A 19,651-nucleotide genomic window follows, 5' to 3' on the forward strand; every position below is an offset into this window, starting at 1 on the left:
GGGACATGGCCGAGACTCCCTTCGATGCCGTCCTGTTCGACTTCTCCGGCACCCTGTTCCGGCTCGAGGAGGACGAGAGCTGGCTCGCGGACGTCACCGACCACGAGGGCAGACCCTTCGACGTGCACCGGCAGGCCGAACTCATGCGGCGGCTGACGCAACCCGTCGGGCAGCCCGTCGAGATGGACGCCGACGAGCACCACGCGTGGACCAACCGCGACCGCGAACCGCGCTGGCACCGCGAGGCCTACCTGACGGTGCTGCGCAGGTCGGGCGTGGCCGATCCCGAGCAGGCACAGGCGCTCTACGAGAAGGTGACCGACCCCGACTGCTGGACCGTCTATCCCGACACCGTCCCCGTCATCGAGGCGCTCGCCGGAGACGGGATCGCCGTCGGCGTGGTGAGCAACATCGCCTTCGACCTGCGGCCGGCCTTCGCGCGGCTCGGTATCGACGACCTCGTGTCGGTGTTCGCGCTGTCCTTCGAGGTGGGCGCCGTCAAGCCCGAACCGGAGATCTTCCGCTACGCCGTCGACAGACTCGGTGTCGACCCGCGACGGACGCTGATGATCGGCGACAGCGAGAAGGCGGACGGTGCCGCCCGGTCGATCGGATGTGCGTTCGAACTCGTCGAACCGGCACCGACCACCGAGCGGCACGACGCACTGTGGACCGCGCTGGCCGCGGCCGGGATCACTCCGACGGAACCAGGCGCAGGGAGATCGAGTTGATGCAGTACCGCTGGTCGGTGGGCGTCGGGTAACCCTCGCCCTCGAAGACATGCCCGAGATGGCTGTGGCACGTCGCGCACACCACCTCGATGCGCCGCATGCCCAGCGAGTTGTCCTCGCGCAGGATCACGGCGTCGGAGTCGGCGGGGTCGAAGAACGACGGCCACCCGCAGTGGGAGTGGAACTTCTCGGTGCTGCGGAACAGTTCGGCACCGCACGCGCGGCATTCGTAGATGCCCTCGGTCTCGGTGTCGGTGTACTCGCCGACGAAGGGGCGCTCGGTGCCGGCCTGACGCAACACGGCGAATTCGGCGGGAGTGAGCTTCGCACGCCATTCCTCGTCGGTGTGGACGACCTTGGGTGCGGGTTCGGATCGAGGAGCAGACGTCATGATCTCCACGCTAACCGCGCTCGGCGCGCGCGTCACGTCTGCACCGGCACGGACGGATCACGTCCGTGCCGGCTGCTTCTCCTCGAGCAGGTGCGACGGCTCGATGCCGTCCGCCAGGCGCCCTTCGCGCTTCGCGACGAGGTAGCGGTCGAGCAGGACGGCGAAGACGACGACGAGCAGCAGCGACCAGCCGAAGGTGGTCTTCATGTACTCCGCCGCGCGCCCGGCCTCCACCCACCGGCTCGACAGCCACGAGTCGTAGCTCAGGAAGCCGTAGACGGCGAGCCAGGCGGGCCAGTTCCGCATCACGGAGTTCGGCAGCAGCACCGTCATCAGCAGCGGGAACAGCATCATCGAGTAGTACATCTGGCCGAGCGATCCGAGCAGGAACGAAGCGGCGAGCAACACACCACCGGCGGTGCACACGAAGAACACCTCGTCGTGGCGGCAGTAGCGGTAGAGCAACCACACCGACACCGCGACCATCACCGCGAGCGCCGCCCGCAGACCGAAGATCAGCCAGGCCGGGAGCCCGTAGTACATGCCGTTGCCGACGATCGCGCTGTTGAAGTAGTCGCGGGACTCGAGCAGGTACGGCACGGTGTGTTCGACGAACTGCCACGCGTCGACCGACAGGGGCCACGCGATGATCGTCAGCGCGATCGGGACACCCGCGGCGGTGATGAAGACCTTCCACTGTCCGCGCACGAGCGGGAGCAACAGCAGGGGAGCGAGGATCGGTTTGACGGCGAAGGTCAGGCCGAGCGCAGCCCCCGCCCACAGATCACGTCGTTTGAGCAGCAGCGTCAGAAACGCGATCTCGCCGAGCAGGACGAGACCGTTGATGTTCGTGAAGACGAGCGTGTTCGTCACCGTCTCGGAGGCGAACGCGGCGAAGACCAGCACCGGCGCGATCGGCGAATCGAGTCGCAGACCGAACATGCGCAGCAACAGATAGAGCGCGACGAGGATCGCGATCGCATTGGCGAGGATGAACAACCACCGCGACCGCTCGGGGTCGATCACCGCGATCGGGGCGATCAACAACGTGCCGGAAGGCGGATAGAGGTAGTGGGGATCGACCCACTGGAACTCGGCGGTGTACACCGGCCGGCGGTTGAGGAAGGCCAGCGCCGCGTTGTAGACCGGGGTGAAGTCGTCCGTCCGGAACCCGTTGACCGCTTTGATCACGACCCGGTGCAGAACCGTCAGTACGGCAAGGGGCCACACCACAGCCTTGACCACCTCGGCGGTCGTGCGTGCGGTCCGGGGTTCGAGACTTCTGAGGAACACTACGGCACGGTACACCGCGGGCCTGCGGACCCGTGCACACGCCCTGACCCCGGCCGGGGAACGTCACGCGGGGCACAGGCTCCCGTTGGGCGGAAGTTCCCCGCCGGACAGATAGGCCTCCACCCGGGCCTGCACACAACCCGAGTGCAGGACCGCCGAGTAACCGGCACCCTGCCACGACAGCGACGCCCAGGCGATACCGCCTGCGGTGAGCACACCGGTCACCGACTCCACGCCGGCATTGCCCACGACCGGGTCCGCGGCCCCTGAGGAGACGAGCACGGGCACGTCGAGCGCCGCCGGCAGCGGCGGGGGAGGCAGGCTCGGCCACGCCGCACACGCCGTCAGGCCCGTCGCCAGGTCCGCGCCGTACAGCGGATACAGGGTGGACCAGCTCCGGGCGAGATCGCCCGCGTGGGTCGGGGTCGGCCACCGCTGTCCGTCGCTGCACCGGGCGACGAACTGACCGTCCGTCGAGAGCCTCTCCTCGGCCGCACCGACCAGTTCGATGAGCGGCATGACATCGCCGTCCCGCGCGGCTGCGAGGACGTCCGCCACCTCACGGACGCGGGCCTGCAGATCGGCGCGCGGCGTGCCGAGGACACCCGTCAGTGCCGTGAGGAACGAATTGGCCGAGACCGGCGCGAGATCACCCTCGGTGGCCTGATCGTGCAGATCCTCGATCGCCGCGCGGGGATCGTCGCCCAGGGCGCAGTCGAGGGCGGTGCACTGCCGGGCGAAGGCATCGACGGCGGCCTCCGCGCCGCGGGCCTGCGACTCGGCCATGAGTTCGGCGTCGGCGGTGGCCGCGGCGGGGGAATCGAGGACGAGACGGCCGACCGCGCCCGGATAGGCGGCGGCGTAGGCGAGCGCGACCGTCGCACCGTTCCCCACCCCGAGGAGACCGATCCGGTCCACGCCCCATGCCTGGCGGAGGCGTTCGATGTCGTCAGCGGCGTGTGATGCGCCGAACATCAGCTGCTGCGGCTGCAGGTAGTCGGTGCACGAGATGGTCGCCTGACGGCCCAGATCGGCGACACGTTCGGGTGCATCGCCGGTGCGGCCGAATTGTCCGAGATCGCCGAGACCGCGACGATCCGCGGGAAAGATGCAGTCGATTGCGAGCGAGTTGCCCATTCCGCGCCGATCCACCGCGATGATCGGGCGCATCGTCAGTGCACCGGACATCGGGCCGGTCGCCATGCCGGTCAGTGCGCGCGTCGACGCGATGTCGGCGCCGGTCGTGAGAACCAGCGGCGCCACGTCGGTGGGGGTGTCGGGCAACCGTGCGCGCATGACTGCCAGCGGGAAGGTGCCCGCCACGTTGCCGGCCGCATCGATCGGGGCGACGACCTCCGCGCACTCGAGAACGAGACCCTGGGGACCGGGCGGTGCGTCGAACGAGGAGAGCGTCTCGTCCGTGCAGTTCCGCCATGCCGGTTCGGCCGACGGCACCGGAAGTTCGGGTACCTCGGTCTCGTCCTGCGGGGTCCTGTCGACGGCGATACCGGGATCGTCGCGCACCACGGCGACGTCGGGACGTATCGACGGTCCTGCTCCGCACGCGGTCGACGCCGCGGCAACCGTGATCAACATCGCGGCGATCACTCCCGATCTGCGCATGCGCACAGCCTGCCAGGTTCACCGGCGGGCGCGTGCAACCGGTGGTGGAGCGGCCGATCCGAAGTGTCCTCCCGGTGCGTGACGTCGAGGTGAACGCCGTGTGAAGTAGGTCGCATTCCGGATTCGAGTGAGGATCCGAGCATGATGCGGTCGTACCCTGGGCTAATGCACGAACGTCTCGTCGACCGCAATCCGGTGGTGCCTGCAGACCAGTTGGTGGCGCAGATGGTGCCCCCCGCGATGTTCGACGAGGTGAGCTTCGAGTCGTACATTCCGGATCCGAACGAGCCGAGCCAGGCGGCCGCGGTGAAGACCGCGGCGGAGTTCGTCGGCAAGATCGGGAAGATCCGCGGCGGCAAGCGCGGCCTGTTCGGCCGTCGCTCCCAGCCGCAGGGTGCCGGCCTCTACCTCGACGGCGGCTTCGGCGTGGGCAAGACCCACCTGCTCGCCTCGATCTTCCACAGCGCACCCGCGCCCAAGGCTTTCGGCACGTTCGTCGAGCTCACCCACGTCGTCGGCGCCCTCGGGTTCAACAAGGCCGTCGAGGAGCTGTCGAACCACAGCGTGCTGTGCATCGACGAGTTCGAACTCGACGATCCGGGCGACACCATGCTCGTCTCGCGTCTGCTGACCGAACTGTCGGCCCGCGGCGTCTCGATCGTCGCGACCTCCAACACGCTCCCCGGCCAGTTGGGTGAGGGACGGTTCGCGGCACAGGACTTCCTGCGCGAGATCAAGAAGCTCGCGTCGATCTTCGAGACCATCCGCGTCGACGGCCCCGACTACCGTCACCGCGACCTGCCGCCCGCACCCGATCCGATCGACTCGGCCGAGCTCTCCGAGCGCGCCGATGCGATCCCGGGTGCCACGCTCGACGACTTCGACGAGCTGTGCGCGCACCTGAGCACGCTGCACCCGTCGCGTTACGGCAAGCTCGTCGAGGGTGTCCCCGCTGTCTTCCTCGAGGGCGTGCACCCGGCGAAGGACCAGTCGGTGGCCCTGCGTCTGGTGGTCCTCGCCGACCGCATGTACGACGCGAGCATCCCCGTGACGGTCTCCGGCGCCAAGCTCGACGAGATCTTCACGCCCGAGATGCTCGCGGGCGGCTACCGCAAGAAGTACCTGCGCGCGACGTCCCGCCTGCTGGCGCTGTCCCGTTTCGAGGTCGCCGCGGGCTGATCGGACACCCGGCGCGCGCATGCCCGCCGGGTCGACCTTCACCGCATCATCGGCTCACCGGCCGGCATCCGCTCGGAGGGTGCGCTGCATGACGAAATCGTCGTGCGTCTGCGCGCCCACGACGAACGTGCGCGTGCCCACCACCTCGAAACCCTGCTTCTCGTAGAAGCGCCGGGCGCGGGTGTTCTTCTGGTTGACGCCGAGCCACAGGCCGGCACGCCCGAGCGTGTGGGCCCGCGCGACGATCGCATCCATGAGCGCCGCAGAGATTCCGGAACCGTGATGGCCCGGCATCACGTACAGCTTGCTGATCTCGATCGCCGGCCGCGCCGTGATCATCGCGTCGATCGCCGGATCCTCCGGAGCGGCGTCCACTGCCATCAGGTATCCGACGATCTCCTCACCCGCGCGCGCCTCGAGAACGATGCGTTCGGGAGAGGACAGGTACTCGGCGAACTTCTCCGCGCTGAGGGTGCGCTCGATGAAGTCGGCGATGTCGTCCTCGGCGGCGTCCGGAGGGCAGGCGAGCGGGAAGGTCGCGGCGGCGACCTGAGCGATCGCCTCGGCATCCCAGATGCCCGCCTCGTCGACGGAGATCGCTTCTTCGAGTGGTGGCATGGACATGCACACCAGTGAAGCACTCGGACAGGACGATCCGGCAGATGCCCCGCGTGTCGATGCGAGACGGAGACACGAGCCCGGACGCGAGACGGAGAAGGGTCCGGATATGGCTGAACCCCAGCCTTGGATGGGGGGTCATGGCTGGGGTTCGACACCATCGGGGGGATGGCAACATCCACGCTACATGAGGGATCCCTCAGGTTCCAGCGACCGTGGTCACGGTTGCGTCACACGGTCCCGTGCATGCGACTTGCACAAAATGTCGGGGCGTTGTACCGTCGCGGCAATGAAGCGCGTACTCGTAGTTCACCGCCGTAGCGGGGTCTGATTCGGACCGACCCCTCGCTGCGGGTCGTTGAGCTACGCGTCGGTCCTTCCTTCTCGTGGAAGACCACTACGAACGATGAACGCCTTCACCTCCTTCTCGGATTTCGCCCCGATGTTCCCCTTCGGCACCCCTGATGCCGATCCGTTCTTCGCCCGCTACGGACGTGCCCTTCCTCGGGGATTGCGCGAGGAAGCCTCCGGCATGAGCTGGACGGAGTTCGAATCCACCTACGGTGCGCAGCACGGCCCGGTCCGCCTCGGTGGCTGGACCGCGACAGCCCTGGGTGCGGGACGCAGCGCCTTCGAGGCAACGATCGCGATCGGCGACACGATCCACACGGCATCCGCCACGACCTGCGGACCGATCGCCGCGATGACCGCGATGCTGTACGACCTCGGGCTGAACATCGAGATCCTGTCGTTCCACCGCCACGACCTCGGTGAGATGTCCGCGACCTTCCTGCTGTGCCGCTCCGGCGAGCGCACGGTCTGGGTGATGGGCACGGGCGAGACCGGCAGCGAGTCGTCGCTGCGGGCCATGATCGCGGGGATCAACAAGCTCGGCGCCTGACGCGCCGGTCCGGTGCGGGGGAGTACCTCCGCACCGGACTGCCCGCTGTCGGATCCTCACCGGATGACCCGGACGATCGGCCGGCCCCGCGAACGGATGAAGGCCCCCTTCGAAATTCGAAGGGGGCCTTCATCTTCTGTGCGCGATACTGGGATTGAACCAGTGACCTCTTCCGTGTCAGGGAAGCGCTCTCCCGCTGAGCTAATCGCGCCGGCATGGTGATCGCCGGAGTGGAGCGGATGACGGGATTCGAACCCGCGACCCTCACCTTGGCAAGGTGATGCGCTACCAGCTGCGCTACATCCGCATGTGCACGTTGTTTCGGTGAACCGGCTCGACCCACGTGCTGGTCGAACCTGGTGCGCGATACTGGGATTGAACCAGTGACCTCTTCCGTGTCAGGGAAGCGCTCTCCCGCTGAGCTAATCGCGCGAGGTGGAGACGGGAATCGAACCCGTGTGCACGGCTTTGCAGGCCGTTGCCTCACCACTCGGCCACTCCACCGTAAAAGGTCGAGTCCAACCTCTCGAGCGGATGACGGGATTCGAACCCGCGACCCTCACCTTGGCAAGGTGATGCGCTACCAGCTGCGCTACATCCGCATTCGCACCGTTCGGCGTCTTGCTCTCCGTGGTGCGGTTCAAAACAGTAGCCGAGCATCTACGAAACACACAAATCCGCAGGTCAACGGAAGAAAACCGGCAGATTTCGCGAAGGTGACGGGTCGATGACCCCCGCGGGAGGCGACGAATCGGGCTTCGGAAGTCCAGCCCGCGTCCACCGCTCGTGTCGCTCCGGCCGGCAAATGCGCCCTCCGGTCCTCCCGAGCGGAGGGCCGTCGACGTCCCGGGGCTCCGGGTGCGTCCTCCTGCCTCCTCGGGCACGGTCTCTTGCCCGCCCGCGTACGCGCGCGCGCGCGGAGCCGCCCGGACGCGCTACCCGGAACATCACGTCGAAACGCTGCGACCAGGCGATTCGTCTTCGTGGCGGGAGCGTGTTAGTGTTCCATCTCGTTCGAGCCGCTGCGAAGCGGCCCGGTCCCGTGGCTCAGTGGAAGAGCGTCCCGTTCACACCGGGGAGGTCGCTGGTTCGATCCCAGCCGGGACCACCGAGATCGACAGTGACGAAAGGCACCCCCGCAGGGGTGCCTTTTTTCGTACCTTGATGAAATCGTTGAGCGTGCGTGGCACCCGGTCGGGCGGGTCGCCCGCGAGCGCGTATTTCCTTCGAACCGCAACGGCCCCATCGGGCTCGACCACGCGTGTCGTGTGGGCACAGCTGTGGTGCTTGTGGCCGAAGTGCGCATAGTGATGGCAGGATCGTGGTCGTCGAGGAGGACACGTCCGGATGAGCGTTGCGGACAGCGAATGGCCGGTCGTGGGGGCGACCGGAGCGAGATTCGGATCCGGTCGGTCCCGTCGACGTCGGCGGCCGGCGGATCACGCCGTGCCGGTACGGAATCACCGCGAGCCGGGTCCCGTCGTGGACGAGGTCCCGGCAGCCGAGATGTACCGGCCCGCAGCGCAGCCGGTCGACACAGCGCAGTCGGTCGGCGCAACAGAGCCGGTCGACACGGCGCAGGCGGCCGGCCGGAATGCGGGCACCGGGACCAGTGTGGGAATCGAGGACATGAACCAGCCAGAGACGTCGTCGTTCGTGCGCCCGTTCGTGCGGAGCGGGGGACGCACCCGAGCCGAGGTGGAGCTGCCTCTCGAAGTGCTCGTGTCGGCCGTCCCCTCCGCGATGGGCAGCGAGTCCGGTCCGGCGATGGACGAGCATCGCCTCGTGCTGGCGTTGTGCGCCCAGCCGAGATCGATCATGGAGATCGCTGCCCTCGCGCAGATCCCACTCGGTGTCGCGCGCGTGCTCGTCGGGGATCTCGCGGCGACCGGCGAGATCACCGTGCACCGCACGGCCGACAAGGTGGGACCGAACGTCGAACTGCTCGAACGGGTACTGACGGGTCTCAACCACCTCTGAGGACTTCGCGGCTCCCTGTGTTCGCGGTCCGCGCGGATGTCGATAGCATGATGAAGTTGCCGTGTGCTCGCGGTCGTCGACCGCAGCACGTGCCCGGCGACGACCACGTATCAGGCATCGAGCCGAGGAGTCCGTCACAGTGACCACGCCCGCATCCGCGAAACCAGCCACGATCGTCCGGGTGCCCGCGGGGACCACTGCGGGCGCGGCGGTCCGTGACGCGGGTCTGCCCACCAAGGGACCCGAGACGATCGTGGTCGTCCGCGACTCCGAAGGCGCGCTGCGCGATCTGTCCTGGACGCCCGAAGCAGACGTCGAGGTCGAGGCCGTCGGCGCCGACACCGAGGAAGGCCGCAGCGTCATCCGCCACTCGGCCGCCCACGTGCTCGCGCAGGCCGTGCAGCAGGAGTTCCCGGAGGCCAAGCTCGGCATCGGCCCGCCCATCCGCGACGGTTTCTACTACGACTTCCAGGTCGAGCGTCCCTTCACGCCCGAGGATCTCGCGAAGCTCGAGAAGCGGATGAAGAAGATCGTCAAGGACGCCCAGCGCTTCTCGCGTCGCGTCGTCGACAGCCTCGACGACGCCCGTGAGGAACTGAAGGACGAGCCGTTCAAGCTCGAACTCATCGACGACAAGTCCGGTATCGACGACCCCGAGGTGATGGAGGTCGGCGGCAAGGAACTGACCATCTACGACAACCTCAACCCGCGCACGGGTGAGCTCGTCTGGAAGGACCTGTGCCGCGGCCCGCACGTGCCCACCACCAAGTTCATCCCGGCCTTCAAGCTCACGCGTAGCTCCGCGGCCTACTGGCGCGGCGACCAGGACAACGCCGGCCTGCAGCGCATCTACGGCACGGCCTGGGAGTCCACCGAAGCGCTCGACGCGCACCTCGAACTCCTCGCCGAGGCCGAACGCCGCGACCACCGAAAGCTCGGCAACGAGCTCGACCTGTTCTCGTTCCCCGACGAGCTCGGTTCGGGTCTGCCCGTCTTCCATCCCAAGGGCGGCATCATCCGCCAGGAGATGGAGAACTACTCGCGCCAGCGGCACGTCGAGGCCGGCTACGAGTTCGTGTACTCGCCGCACATCACCAAGGGCCAGCTGTACGAGGTGTCCGGTCACCTCGACTGGTACCGCGACGGCATGTTCCCGGCGATGCACATCGACGAGGAGCTCAACGAGGACGGCACCGTCCGCAAGCCGGGCCAGGACTACTACCTCAAGCCCATGAACTGCCCGATGCACGACCTGATCTTCCGGTCGCGCGGGCGCTCCTACCGCGAACTGCCGCTGCGCATGTTCGAGTTCGGTTCGGTCTACCGCTACGAGAAGTCCGGTGTCGTCCACGGCCTGACCCGCGTGCGCGGCATGACGCAGGACGACGCGCACATCTTCTGCACCCCCGAGCAGATGCGCGACGAGCTCACCAGCGTCCTGAACTTCATCCTCGACCTGCTCAAGGACTACGGGCTCGACGACTACTACCTCGAACTGTCGACGAAGAACCCCAAGAAGTTCGTCGGCAGCGACGAGCTGTGGGACGTCGCGACCGAGACGCTGCGGGAGGTCGGTGAGGCCTCCGGCCTGAACCTCGTGCCCGACCCGGGCGGGGCCGCCTTCTACGGCCCGAAGATCTCGGTGCAGGTCAAGGACGCGCTCGGCCGCAGCTGGCAGATGTCGACGATCCAGCTCGACTTCAACCTGCCCGAGCGGTTCGAGCTCGAGTACACCGGCGCCGACGGTGCCAAGCACCGCCCCGTCATGATCCACCGCGCCCTGTTCGGTTCCATCGAACGGTTCTTCGGTGTGCTCACCGAGCACTACGCCGGTGCCTTCCCCGCGTGGCTCTCGCCCGTGCAGGTCGTGGGCATTCCCGTGGCCGCCGACTTCGAGGGCCACCTGTTCGACGTCGTCGGCAAGCTGAAGGCGCAGGGGATCCGCGCCGAGGTCGACGTCTCCGACGACCGCATGCAGAAGAAGATCCGCACCCACACCACGCAGAAGGTGCCGTTCATGCTGCTCGCCGGCGAGCGCGACGTCGCGGCCGGCGCGGTCAGCTTCCGCTTCCGCGACGGCACGCAGGTCAACGGCGTGCCCGTCGACGAGGCCGTGCGAATCGTCACCGAGTGGGTCCGCCGCCGCGAGAACGCCTCGCCCACCGCCGAACTCGTCGGTTCCGGCGGGGAAGGCAGCCCGTCGTGACGGGCGACCGTACCCCGGGGCCCGCCGACATCCCAGCGACCGACGACAGTCCCGCCTCGATGGTCGACCGCGGCGTGGGGGAGTCCGACCACCTGCAGCGCCTGTGGTCGCCCCATCGCATGTCGTACATCACCGAGTCCCCGCGGGGTCGCGACGAGCCGTACGAGCCCTTCACCGACATCCCCAAGATGTCCGACGAGGAGGGCCTCGTCGTCGCACGCGGCGAACTGGTGTACGCGGTGCTCAACCTGTACCCGTACAACCCGGGTCATCTGATGGTCGTACCGTATCGCCGGGTGGCCAACCTCGAGGACCTGACGCCCGAGGAGAGCGCCGAACTCATGCAGTTCGCGCAGCGGGCGCTCCGCGTCATCAAGCGCGTCTCGCGTCCGCACGGCTTCAACGTCGGCCTCAACCTCGGTGCCGCGGCGGGAGGCTCGCTGGCCGAGCATCTCCACCTGCACGTCGTGCCGCGCTGGGGTGGGGACGCCAACTTCATCACCGTCCTCGGTGGGTCGAAGGTCATGGTGCAGCTGCTGCGCGACACCCGTGCACTGCTCGCCTCGGCATGGGACGAGTGACAACCCTCCCCGAGTCGTCGCGATCGCAGCGCACGGCCGTGGTGCCGTTCGCGTGCCGATCCGCTGCGGGCCGACTGCGCATTTCCGGCCCTACTCGTGGCAGGATCGGATTCCGGACACAACGGTCGGACAGGAAGACAGGGGTCGCGGGATGCTGAGCTTCTTCGGGCGTGCGTCGGTGTCGAAGGTCACCGCGCCGCTCGGCAAGGCGCTGATCCGTACCGGCCTGACTCCGGACGCCGTCACGCTCATCGGTACCGTCGCCACGATCGCCGCCGCCGTGACCCTGTTCCCCATGGGACACCTGTTCTGGGGTGCGATGGTCATCTGGCTGTTCGTCATGTTCGACATGCTCGACGGCGCCATGGCCCGGGCCCGCGGTGGCGGAACGCGCTTCGGCGCGGTTCTCGACGCGACCTGCGACCGGGTCGCCGACGGCGCGATCTTCGGTGGTCTGGCATGGTGGGCCGTCTACCACGAGCAGAGCCGCCCGTTGTTCGTCGCCACCCTCGTCTGCCTCGCGACGTCGCAGGTCATCTCGTACGCGAAGGCGCGGGCCGAAGCGAGCGGACTGTCCGCCGACGGCGGTCTGATCGAACGACCCGACCGGCTCGTGATCGTGCTCGTCGGCGCCGGTCTCACCGGCCTCGGACTCGACTGGGCGATCCACATCGCGATGTGGCTGCTCGTCGTCGGATCGGTGATCACCGTCTTCCAGCGGGTTCTCGCCGTCCGCAACTCCGCGGGTGCGCGCGAACTGCTTCCCATCACACCCCCGGCCGGCGGGACGACGGAGACCCGGGACGACGGGGGAGCGCAGTGAGTGTCGGCGAGAAGGCGTCCGATCTCGCGTACGCGGGTGGCTGGCGTCTGGTCCGGGCACTGCCCGAGGGCGTCGCGCGACGGTTGTTCGACGCCGGCGCCGACTATGCGGCGCGCCGTGGCGGCGGACCGCAGCAACTGCGCCGCAACCTCGCGCGGGTGCTCGGGGTGCAGCCGCACGAGGTGCCCGATGATCTGATCCGCCGGTCGGTCCGGTCCTATGCGCGTTACTGGCGCGAGGCGTTCCGCCTGCCGGCGATGGATCTCGACGCGACCGCGAAGTCGATCGATTCGTCCATCGAGGGCCGCGAGCACATCGAGGCGGCGCTCGCCGCCGGCCGCGGCGCGATCCTCGCCCTGCCGCACAGCGGGAACTGGGATCTCGCCGGCGTATGGTGCGTCCGCTATTTCGGCGGGCTGACCACGGTCGCCGAGCGCCTGCGGCCCGAATCGCTCTACCGCCGTTTCCTCGACTACCGCGAGGGGCTCGGCTTCGAGATCTTCCCCTCGAGCGGCGGGGAGACGCCGCCGTTCGGGGAACTGGCCGCGCGGCTGCGCGACAACCGGATCGTGTGCCTGCTCGGCGAACGCGACCTCGCCCGCAAGGGTGTGCCGGTCACCTTCTTCGGCGAACCCACCCGCATGCCCGCCGGACCGGCGAAACTGGCCATCGACACCGGTGCGGCACTGTTGCCGGTGCACTGCTGGTTCACCGAGGACGGCTGGGGGTTCCGCGTGGATCCGGAGCTCGACGTGAGTGTCGGGATCGACGCTGCCACGCAGGCCCTCGCCGACCGGTTCGCCGCCAACATCGCCGCCCACCCCGAGGACTGGCACATGCTGCAACCGTTGTGGCTCGACGACCTGTCGGAGGCTCGCCGCGCCCGGATGGAGGCGTAGGTGAGGATCGGGATGGTCTGCCCGTACTCCTTCGACGTTCCCGGTGGGGTACAGGCGCACGTCGTGGATCTCGCGGAGGTCCTCATCGGCCGCGGGCACGAGGTGAGCGTGCTGGCACCGGCGTCGGAGACGACGCCCCTGCCCGACTTCGTGGTCTCCGCCGGTCGCGCCGTCGCGATCCCGTACAACGGATCGGTCGCGCGCCTGAGCTTCGGTCCGGTCTCCTACGCCCGGGTCCGCCGCTGGATCAACGACAACGATTTCGACGTCCTCCACATCCACGAACCGAACGCGCCGAGCCTGTCGATGCTCGCGCTCAAGGTGGCGGAAGGCCCGATCGTGGCGACCTTCCACACATCGACGACGAAATCGCTGGTGCTCAGCACCTTCCAGGGCGTCCTGCAGCCCTATCTCGAGAAGATCAGCGGCCGGATCGCGGTGTCCGAGCTGGCCCGGCGCTGGCAGGTCACCTCTCTCGGCGCCGACGCGGTCGAGATCCCCAACGGCGTCGACGTGCCGTTCTTCCGGCACGCCCCGCTGCTGCCCGACTATCCGCGACCGGGCCGTACGGTGCTCTTCCTCGGCCGGTACGACGAATCCCGCAAGGGCATGGATGTCCTGCTGGGCGCGCTGCCCGCGCTCGTCGCCCGGCATCCCGACATCGAGATCCTCGTGGTCGGGCGCGGCGACGAGGACAGGTTGCGGAAGGAAGCGGGACGCTACTTCCGGCACCTGCGCCTGCTCGGGCAGGTCGACGACGACGAGAAGGCGTCCGCGATGCGCAGCGCGGATGTGTACTGCGCGCCGAACCTCGGTGGTGAGAGCTTCGGCATCGTGCTCGTCGAGGCCATGGCTGCAGGGACGGCGGTCGTCGCCTCCCAGCTCGACGCCTTCCGCCGGGTGCTGCGCGACGGGCAGGCCGGTGTCCTCGTCCCGGTCGGCGACGCCGATGCGCTCGCGCGCGGCATCCTCGAGGTCCTCGACGACGACGACCGCCGGCAGGCACTGGTCGACTTCGGATCCACGGTGGTCGAGGCGTACGACTGGCCGGTGGTCGCGGATCAGATCCTGCGGGTCTACGAGACCGTCACCGTCGGTGCCGGCCCGGTGCGGGAGGTCCGGTCGTGACCCTCAGTGCAGTGACGATCCTCGTCCTGTCGCTGATCGCCGCGGTGGTCGTGGCGATCGGTGTGTGGGCCTATTCCACCGCCAACCGACTCGACCGCCTCCATGTGCGCTCGGATCTGTCCTGGCAGGCACTCGATGCGGCCCTGGCGCGTCGCGCGGTGGTCGTGCGGAGCATCGCCGCGTCGATCCCGGTCCCGGAGGGACGCGCACTCGCGCTGCTCGCCGACACCGCGGAGCGGGCCGACCGCGACCGGCGCGAGGAGGCCGAGAACGCGTTGTCGGCCGCACTGGCACGGCTCGAGACCGGTCGACTGCGTCCCCAGCTCGTGGCCGAACTCGCCGACGCGGAGGCGCGGGTGCTCATCGCCCGCCGCTTCCACAACGACGCGGTACGCGACACCCTGGCGCTGCGCACCCGGCGGCCGGTCCGCTGGTTGCACCTCGGGGGAACCGCCCCGCTACCCACCTATTTCGAGATCGCCGAACGGGCAGGTGCGGTGGCCACCGCGCCTCCGGCCGTTCCCGGCACGTCCCCTTCCTCGGACGCCGCCCTTGCCTCCGGCACTGCCACTGCTCCCGCTGCGCGGACCACCCCGGTGCCGGATCGGGCACGCACGTCGGCCCGCGTCGTGCTGCTCGACGAGGACGGCCGGGTCCTGCTCCTGCGCGGACACGACCCCACGGCGCCCGAGCGGCACTTCTGGTTCACGATCGGCGGCGCCGTCGAACCCGGCGAGGACCTGGCGACGGCCGCGCTCCGGGAGCTCGCCGAGGAGACCGGCCTCCGGGTCGAGCGCGACCTGCTGTGCGGGCCGATGTGGCGGCGCGTGGCCGTCTTCCCGTTCAACGGTGAGGTCCTGCACTCGGAGGAGCTGTTCTTCGCGGTGCGGGTGCCGTCCTTCGAACCCGCCGCGGACGGCTTCACCGATCTCGAGCGGAGCATGCGCCTCGAACATCGCTGGTTCGACGACGACGAACTGCAGACGCTCGTGCGGTCCGGGAACCCGGTCTACCCCCAGGATCTGCCCGAGCTCCTCGACGAGGCGCGGCAGGTCGCGACGCGGCGGCTCGAGCCGGAGATCCGCGCGATCCACTGAAATTTCGAACCCCTTCGGTCCGGCCGCAGGGCCCCTTAAGTAGAGGTCCAGTTCGCGGAACTGGACGGTTCCTCTCGGGAACGCGCAGGATCTCCGGTGCCCGCCCGAGGGGTGGACCGGTGTGATGCAGTCCAGTTGTTCCGAACTGGCTATAGGACCAGCTCGGCTGCGCCCCTAGGCTCGGTTCCGCTGTCCGTCGCCCGTGCGCCGGCAGCTTTCGCCGATCCGTCCACCGAGGAGGACTCCCATCGTGACCAGCCCCGACACCGCCCCCGTCACCGGCACCGCCCGCGTCAAGCGCGGCATGGCCGAGATGCTCAAGGGCGGGGTGATCATGGACGTGGTGACCCCCGAACAGGCGAAGATCGCCGAGGACGCCGGCGCGGTGGCGGTCATGGCCCTCGAACGCGTGCCCGCCGACATCCGCGCGCAGGGCGGCGTGTCGCGCATGAGTGATCCCGACATGATCGACGGCATCATCGAGGCCGTCTCGATCCCCGTCATGGCCAAGGCGCGCATCGGCCATTTCGTGGAGGCGCAGATCCTGCAGGCCCTCGGGGTCGACTACATCGACGAGTCGGAGGTGCTCACCCCCGCCGACTACGAGAACCACATCGACAAGTTCGCGTTCACCGTGCCGTTCGTGTGCGGCGCCACGAATCTCGGTGAGGCACTGCGCCGTATCAACGAGGGCGCGGCGATGATCCGCTCCAAGGGCGAGGCCGGCACCGGTGACGTCTCGAACGCCACGACCCACATGCGCCGGATCCGCCAGGAGATCCGCCGCCTGACCTCGCTTCCCGAGGACGAGCTCTACGTCGCCGCCAAGGAACTGCAGGCCCCCTACGACCTCGTCGTCGAGGTCGCCCGCGCCGGCAAGCTGCCCGTCACCCTCTTCACCGCCGGTGGCATCGCCACCCCCGCCGACGCGGCGATGATGATGCAGCTCGGCGCCGAGGGCGTGTTCGTCGGCTCCGGAATCTTCAAGTCGGGCAACCCCGCCCAGCGTGCGGCCGCAATCGTCAAGGCCACTACCTTCCACGACGATCCCGACGTGCTCGCGAAGGTCTCGCGGGGCCTCGGCGAAGCGATGGTCGGTATCAACGTCGACGAGATCCCGCAGCCGCACCGGCTCGCCGAACGCGGCTGGTGATCGCTCTACCGGGGTGCGTGCAGGGCGAGCAGGGCGACGTCGTCCTGCACGCCCGCCCCGAGCGCCGCGAGCGCCTCGCGGACGGCCCCGACCGCTTCCGCCGCGCTCGTCGGCTTCGATGCGCGGACGTGGTCGAGGAGCCGGTCCTCCCCGAAGCGTTCGCGGGTCTCACCGGAGACGAGGGCCTCGGTCACCCCGTCGGTGTACAGCAGCAGCGTGTCGCCCGGGCGCAGCGCGAAGGTGTGCTCGACGAGCCGCGGCGTGGGCAGCATTCCGATCAGCTGTCCGCCGATCGTGGGGAGATAGTCGACGTTGCCGTTCGCGCGAACGAGGAGCGGCGGCGGATGCCCACCCGAGGCGAGACGGATGTCGACCCGTCCCGTGTCCGGATCGGGCGCGACCGTGCCGAAGGTGAGCGTGCAGAAGGGAGCTCGCGTCTCGCTGTCGCGCTCGTCGAGCAGGGTGGTGTTGAGCGTCCTGAGCGCCGCGGACGGGAACGTCTCGTAGACCGCCGCTGCACGCAGCGTGTAGCGGACGATCGACGTCACCGCCGCTGCGCGAGCACCCTTTCCACACACATCGCCGAGGAACAGCCCCCACGTGCCGGCGCGCGCGGGGAACAGGTCGTAGAAGTCACCGCCGACCTCGTCGGGGGACGCGATGTGGTAGTACGCGTCGACCTCGAGGCCCGGTACCGCGGGCAGGCTCGGCGGAAGCAGGGTCGCCTGGAGCGTGGCGTTGATCGTGCGGAGCCGCTCACGCTCGAGTTCCGCCTCGCGACGGGCACGGAGCAGTTCCGTCTCGTAGGCGCGGCGCTCGCGGGCATCGAACAGCATCGTGCGGATCAGCGCGGGCCTGCCCTCGGCGTCCGGCTCGACCACCGAGGCGGCCAGGACCGGCAGCCGGGTCCGGTCGGCACGGACGAGTTCGAGGGCGATCCCGTTGATCTGCCCGTGCATGAGGAGGAGCGGCGCGTAGTGGGTCTCGTGGTAGATGCGGCCGCCCACGCTGAGCAGGTCCGAGAAGTACCGCTTGCCGACCAGTTCGTCGCTCGGGAACCCGAGCCAGTCCGTCAACGTCCGGTTCACCTCCGTGATCCGGCCGTCCGGGAGCGTCGTCAGGAATCCGCACGGCGCGTTGTCGTACAACGCATCGCCGTGTCGGATACGGGGATCGAGGGTCCGATCGGTCGTCGCCGTCACCCCGATCGGCGCGCGAACGCCGCGATCGCGGTTGCTGTCTCTTCGGGTGCGCTGAGCTGCGGGCAGTGGCCGGTCGCGTTCAGGGTCACGAGTTCGCTCCCGGGGATCTGCTCGTGAACGAAGGCACCGACCTCGCGCGGAGCGATCGCATCGTGGGCGCACTGGGCGACGAGCGTGGGCACCGACACCGCGGACAGATCGGAGCGGTTGTCGGCCAGGAAGGTCACCCGGGCGAAGACGCGCGCCACCTCGGGATCCGTGCGGCAGAAGATCTCGGCGAGTTCGTCGCCGAGCTCCGGCCGATCGGGATTGCCCATGATGACCGGCGCCATCGACTCGGTCCAGCCCAGATAGTTCGCCTCGAGGGATTCGAGCAGCTCGTCGATGTCGTCGGCGCTGAACCCACCTCGGTAACCGGTGGCAGGATCGTCGATGAAGCACGGGGACGGTGCGAGCAGCACGAGACCGGAGAAGACCTCCGGGGCCGCCGCCGCCGCGAGGACACCGATCGACGCGCTCACCGAGTGGCCGACGAAGAGCACCGGACCGAGATCCAGGCTCCGGCACAGGTCCACGACGTCCTCGGCGTAGGTCTCCATACGCGAATAGCGCTGGGGATCCCAGGCGGTCGCATCGGAACGCCCGGAGCCCATGTGATCGAACCGCACCACGGTGAAGTCGGGTTCGAGCAGCGGGATCACCAGGCGCCACAGGTGCTGGTCGCAGCCGAAACCGTGCGCGAGGACGACCACCGGGCCCTCTCGGTTGCCCGTGATCGTCACGCTGTTCCTGCGCACCACATCGGTGACTTGTCGCATTGCACCCCCTCCGTTCTCCCGAGGGTGTCATATTCGCTACTCGATAGCGATCCCGGTTCTCTCGCCACTTCCTGGGGACGCGGCGTTCGGCACACGTCCGTGCAGCTAGCCTTCTTGCGTACGGTGCACAGAAGGAGTTCCCATGGCGAAGATCGAGCAGATCCTGGCGCTCGAACAGATCGAGAACGACATCTTCCGGGGCATAGCGACGGAGACGTTGCTGCCGCGGACGTTCGGTGGTCAGGTCGCCGGTCAGGCGCTCGTGTCGGCGGTCCGCACCGTCGATCCCGCATTCGGGGTCCACTCGCTGCACGGTTACTTCCTCCGCCCGGGGAACCCGACGATGCAGATCGTCTACCTCGTCGACCGGATCCGCGACGGCCGCTCCTTCTGCACCCGGCGCGTGACGGCCGTCCAGGACGGCAAGGCGATCTTCACCATGTCGGCGTCGTTCCACGTGCGCGACGAGGGGATCGAGCACCAGGACACGATGCCGCGGGTGCCGGCTCCGGAGGAACTGCCCGACCCGGAGACCGTGGTCGACGACGCGACCCTGCTGTGGGCGAAGAAGGAATGGGCCGAATGGGATTTCCGGTTCGTTCCCCGCGACCGGATGGACTCGTCGAGCAGGATGGCTGCGCAGCAGCAGCTGTGGTTCAAGTCCCGCGAGATCCTCCCCGACGATCCGGTCTTCCACGTGTGCACGCTCGCGTACATGAGCGACATGACGTTGCTCGGCTCGGCGAGCGTCGGCCACGACGACGAGCGGACGCAGGGCGCATCCCTGGACCACGCGATGTGGTTCCTGCGCCCGTTCCGCGCCGACGACTGGCTGCTCTACGACCAGACGTCACCCTCCGCCGGGCTGGGGCGCGCACTCACCCAGGGGCGGATCTTCGATCGCAACGGCAACATGGTCGCGGCAGTGGTGCAGGAAGGACTCACGCGGTACCTGCGCGAGTCCTGAACGAGGACGTCCCCGACGAGGGCGTCCCCACAGAGTGCCTGCGCACCGGCGACCACGAACG

Annotated in this window: 18 protein-coding genes and 6 tRNA genes; 13 read left to right on the forward strand and 11 right to left on the reverse strand. The window is 68.7% G+C overall.

Features of this window, described 5'->3' with window-relative positions; genetic code table 11:
* Positions 1–5: 5 nt before the first annotated feature.
* Entirely contained in the window at positions 6–731 is a 726-nt protein-coding gene (locus ACNJ7K_RS22195) for an HAD family hydrolase (RefSeq protein WP_487042191.1), read from the forward strand.
* Here ACNJ7K_RS22195 and msrB read toward each other — a convergent pair.
* The 3 genes from msrB to ACNJ7K_RS22210 all read right to left on the reverse strand — a co-directional run bounded on the left by msrB (position 694) and on the right by ACNJ7K_RS22210 (position 4,023).
* Entirely contained in the window at positions 694–1,122 is a 429-nt protein-coding gene (gene msrB, locus ACNJ7K_RS22200; RefSeq protein WP_059381498.1) for a peptide-methionine (R)-S-oxide reductase MsrB, read from the reverse strand. The genes ACNJ7K_RS22195 and msrB overlap by 38 nt on opposite strands.
* A 57-nt stretch (positions 1,123–1,179) precedes the next feature.
* The gene (locus tag ACNJ7K_RS22205) at positions 1,180–2,415 is read right to left on the reverse strand and encodes a glycosyltransferase family 87 protein (protein ID WP_487042192.1); all 1,236 of its coding nucleotides are present in this window, start codon (positions 2,413–2,415) and stop codon (positions 1,180–1,182) included.
* A gap of 63 nt (positions 2,416–2,478) precedes the next feature.
* Positions 2,479–4,023 carry an alpha/beta fold hydrolase gene (locus tag ACNJ7K_RS22210; RefSeq protein WP_487042290.1) on the reverse strand — a complete coding sequence of 515 codons (1,545 nt, stop codon included), beginning with the start codon at positions 4,021–4,023 and terminating at the stop codon, positions 2,479–2,481.
* A gap of 180 nt (positions 4,024–4,203) precedes the next feature.
* On the opposite strand from ACNJ7K_RS22210, the gene zapE reads away from it, so the two are divergent.
* Entirely contained in the window at positions 4,204–5,217 is a 1,014-nt protein-coding gene (gene zapE, locus ACNJ7K_RS22215) for a cell division protein ZapE (protein ID WP_487042193.1), read from the forward strand.
* A 54-nt stretch (positions 5,218–5,271) separates the two neighbouring features.
* Here the strand turns inward: zapE and ACNJ7K_RS22220 are convergent, their stop codons facing one another.
* Positions 5,272–5,841, reverse strand: coding sequence for a GNAT family N-acetyltransferase (locus ACNJ7K_RS22220; protein WP_487042194.1), 570 nt, complete (start codon positions 5,839–5,841; stop codon positions 5,272–5,274).
* A 400-nt stretch (positions 5,842–6,241) separates the two neighbouring features.
* On the opposite strand from ACNJ7K_RS22220, the gene ACNJ7K_RS22225 reads away from it, so the two are divergent.
* Complete coding sequence (locus ACNJ7K_RS22225; protein ID WP_159418497.1) at positions 6,242–6,736, forward strand: 2-isopropylmalate synthase; 495 nt, start codon at positions 6,242–6,244, stop codon at positions 6,734–6,736.
* Between the two features lie 139 nt (positions 6,737–6,875).
* Here ACNJ7K_RS22225 and ACNJ7K_RS22230 read toward each other — a convergent pair.
* The 5 genes from ACNJ7K_RS22230 to ACNJ7K_RS22250 all read right to left on the reverse strand — a co-directional run bounded on the left by ACNJ7K_RS22230 (position 6,876) and on the right by ACNJ7K_RS22250 (position 7,338).
* Positions 6,876–6,947: transfer RNA gene (locus ACNJ7K_RS22230), tRNA-Val, on the reverse strand.
* A 20-nt stretch (positions 6,948–6,967) separates the two neighbouring features.
* Positions 6,968–7,043: transfer RNA gene (locus ACNJ7K_RS22235), tRNA-Gly, on the reverse strand.
* 50 nt (positions 7,044–7,093) lie between these two features.
* Positions 7,094–7,168, reverse strand: a tRNA-Val gene (locus tag ACNJ7K_RS22240).
* Between the two features lies 1 nt (position 7,169).
* A tRNA-Cys gene (locus ACNJ7K_RS22245) sits at positions 7,170–7,240 on the reverse strand.
* 25 nt (positions 7,241–7,265) lie between these two features.
* Positions 7,266–7,338 (reverse strand) — tRNA-Gly (locus ACNJ7K_RS22250).
* Between the two features lie 434 nt (positions 7,339–7,772).
* Between ACNJ7K_RS22250 and ACNJ7K_RS22255 the strand changes: the two genes are divergently transcribed.
* The 9 genes from ACNJ7K_RS22255 to pdxS all read left to right on the forward strand — a co-directional run bounded on the left by ACNJ7K_RS22255 (position 7,773) and on the right by pdxS (position 16,603).
* Positions 7,773–7,844, forward strand: a tRNA-Val gene (locus tag ACNJ7K_RS22255).
* A 239-nt stretch (positions 7,845–8,083) separates the two neighbouring features.
* A complete protein-coding gene (locus ACNJ7K_RS22260) occupies positions 8,084–8,716 on the forward strand; it encodes a DUF742 domain-containing protein (RefSeq protein WP_487042195.1) in 633 nt (210 codons plus the stop codon).
* 139 nt (positions 8,717–8,855) lie between these two features.
* Positions 8,856–10,922: a threonine--tRNA ligase gene (thrS, locus tag ACNJ7K_RS22265; RefSeq protein ID WP_487042196.1), complete on the forward strand. Its 2,067-nt coding sequence runs from the start codon at positions 8,856–8,858 to the stop codon at positions 10,920–10,922.
* 59 nt (positions 10,923–10,981) lie between these two features.
* Entirely contained in the window at positions 10,982–11,503 is a 522-nt protein-coding gene (locus ACNJ7K_RS22270) for an ATP adenylyltransferase (RefSeq protein ID WP_060653306.1), read from the forward strand.
* A 151-nt stretch (positions 11,504–11,654) separates the two neighbouring features.
* Positions 11,655–12,326, forward strand: coding sequence for a phosphatidylinositol phosphate synthase (gene pgsA, locus ACNJ7K_RS22275; protein ID WP_106199936.1), 672 nt, complete (start codon positions 11,655–11,657; stop codon positions 12,324–12,326).
* On the forward strand, positions 12,323–13,225 hold the full coding sequence (locus tag ACNJ7K_RS22280; RefSeq protein WP_106199934.1) for a phosphatidylinositol mannoside acyltransferase: 903 nt from the start codon (positions 12,323–12,325) through the stop codon (positions 13,223–13,225). The genes pgsA and ACNJ7K_RS22280 overlap by 4 nt, the downstream gene beginning before the upstream one ends.
* A complete protein-coding gene (locus ACNJ7K_RS22285) occupies positions 13,226–14,353 on the forward strand; it encodes a glycosyltransferase family 4 protein (protein WP_106199932.1) in 1,128 nt (375 codons plus the stop codon). It abuts the gene before it with no gap.
* Positions 14,350–15,450 carry an NUDIX hydrolase gene (locus ACNJ7K_RS22290; RefSeq protein ID WP_487042197.1) on the forward strand — a complete coding sequence of 367 codons (1,101 nt, stop codon included), beginning with the start codon at positions 14,350–14,352 and terminating at the stop codon, positions 15,448–15,450. Before ACNJ7K_RS22285 ends, ACNJ7K_RS22290 begins: the two co-directional genes overlap by 4 nt.
* 250 nt (positions 15,451–15,700) lie before the next feature.
* Positions 15,701–16,603 carry a pyridoxal 5'-phosphate synthase lyase subunit PdxS gene (gene pdxS, locus ACNJ7K_RS22295; protein ID WP_059381317.1) on the forward strand — a complete coding sequence of 301 codons (903 nt, stop codon included), beginning with the start codon at positions 15,701–15,703 and terminating at the stop codon, positions 16,601–16,603.
* A 5-nt stretch (positions 16,604–16,608) separates the two neighbouring features.
* Here the strand turns inward: pdxS and ACNJ7K_RS22300 are convergent, their stop codons facing one another.
* Together ACNJ7K_RS22300 and ACNJ7K_RS22305 are read right to left on the reverse strand one after the other, a co-directional pair.
* Positions 16,609–17,805: a SpoIIE family protein phosphatase gene (locus tag ACNJ7K_RS22300; RefSeq protein WP_487042198.1), complete on the reverse strand. Its 1,197-nt coding sequence runs from the start codon at positions 17,803–17,805 to the stop codon at positions 16,609–16,611.
* Positions 17,802–18,623 (reverse strand): alpha/beta fold hydrolase, encoded by an 822-nt coding sequence (locus ACNJ7K_RS22305; RefSeq protein ID WP_487042199.1) that lies wholly within the window; start codon positions 18,621–18,623, stop codon positions 17,802–17,804. The genes ACNJ7K_RS22300 and ACNJ7K_RS22305 overlap by 4 nt, the downstream gene beginning before the upstream one ends.
* 142 nt (positions 18,624–18,765) lie before the next feature.
* Between ACNJ7K_RS22305 and tesB the strand changes: the two genes are divergently transcribed.
* Positions 18,766–19,590: an acyl-CoA thioesterase II gene (tesB, locus tag ACNJ7K_RS22310; RefSeq protein ID WP_059381320.1), complete on the forward strand. Its 825-nt coding sequence runs from the start codon at positions 18,766–18,768 to the stop codon at positions 19,588–19,590.
* Positions 19,591–19,651 lie beyond the last annotated feature (61 nt).

This window comes from Rhodococcus shunpengi, from assembly GCF_048381395.1.
Taxonomy (GTDB): Bacteria; Actinomycetota; Actinomycetes; order Mycobacteriales; family Mycobacteriaceae; genus Rhodococcus.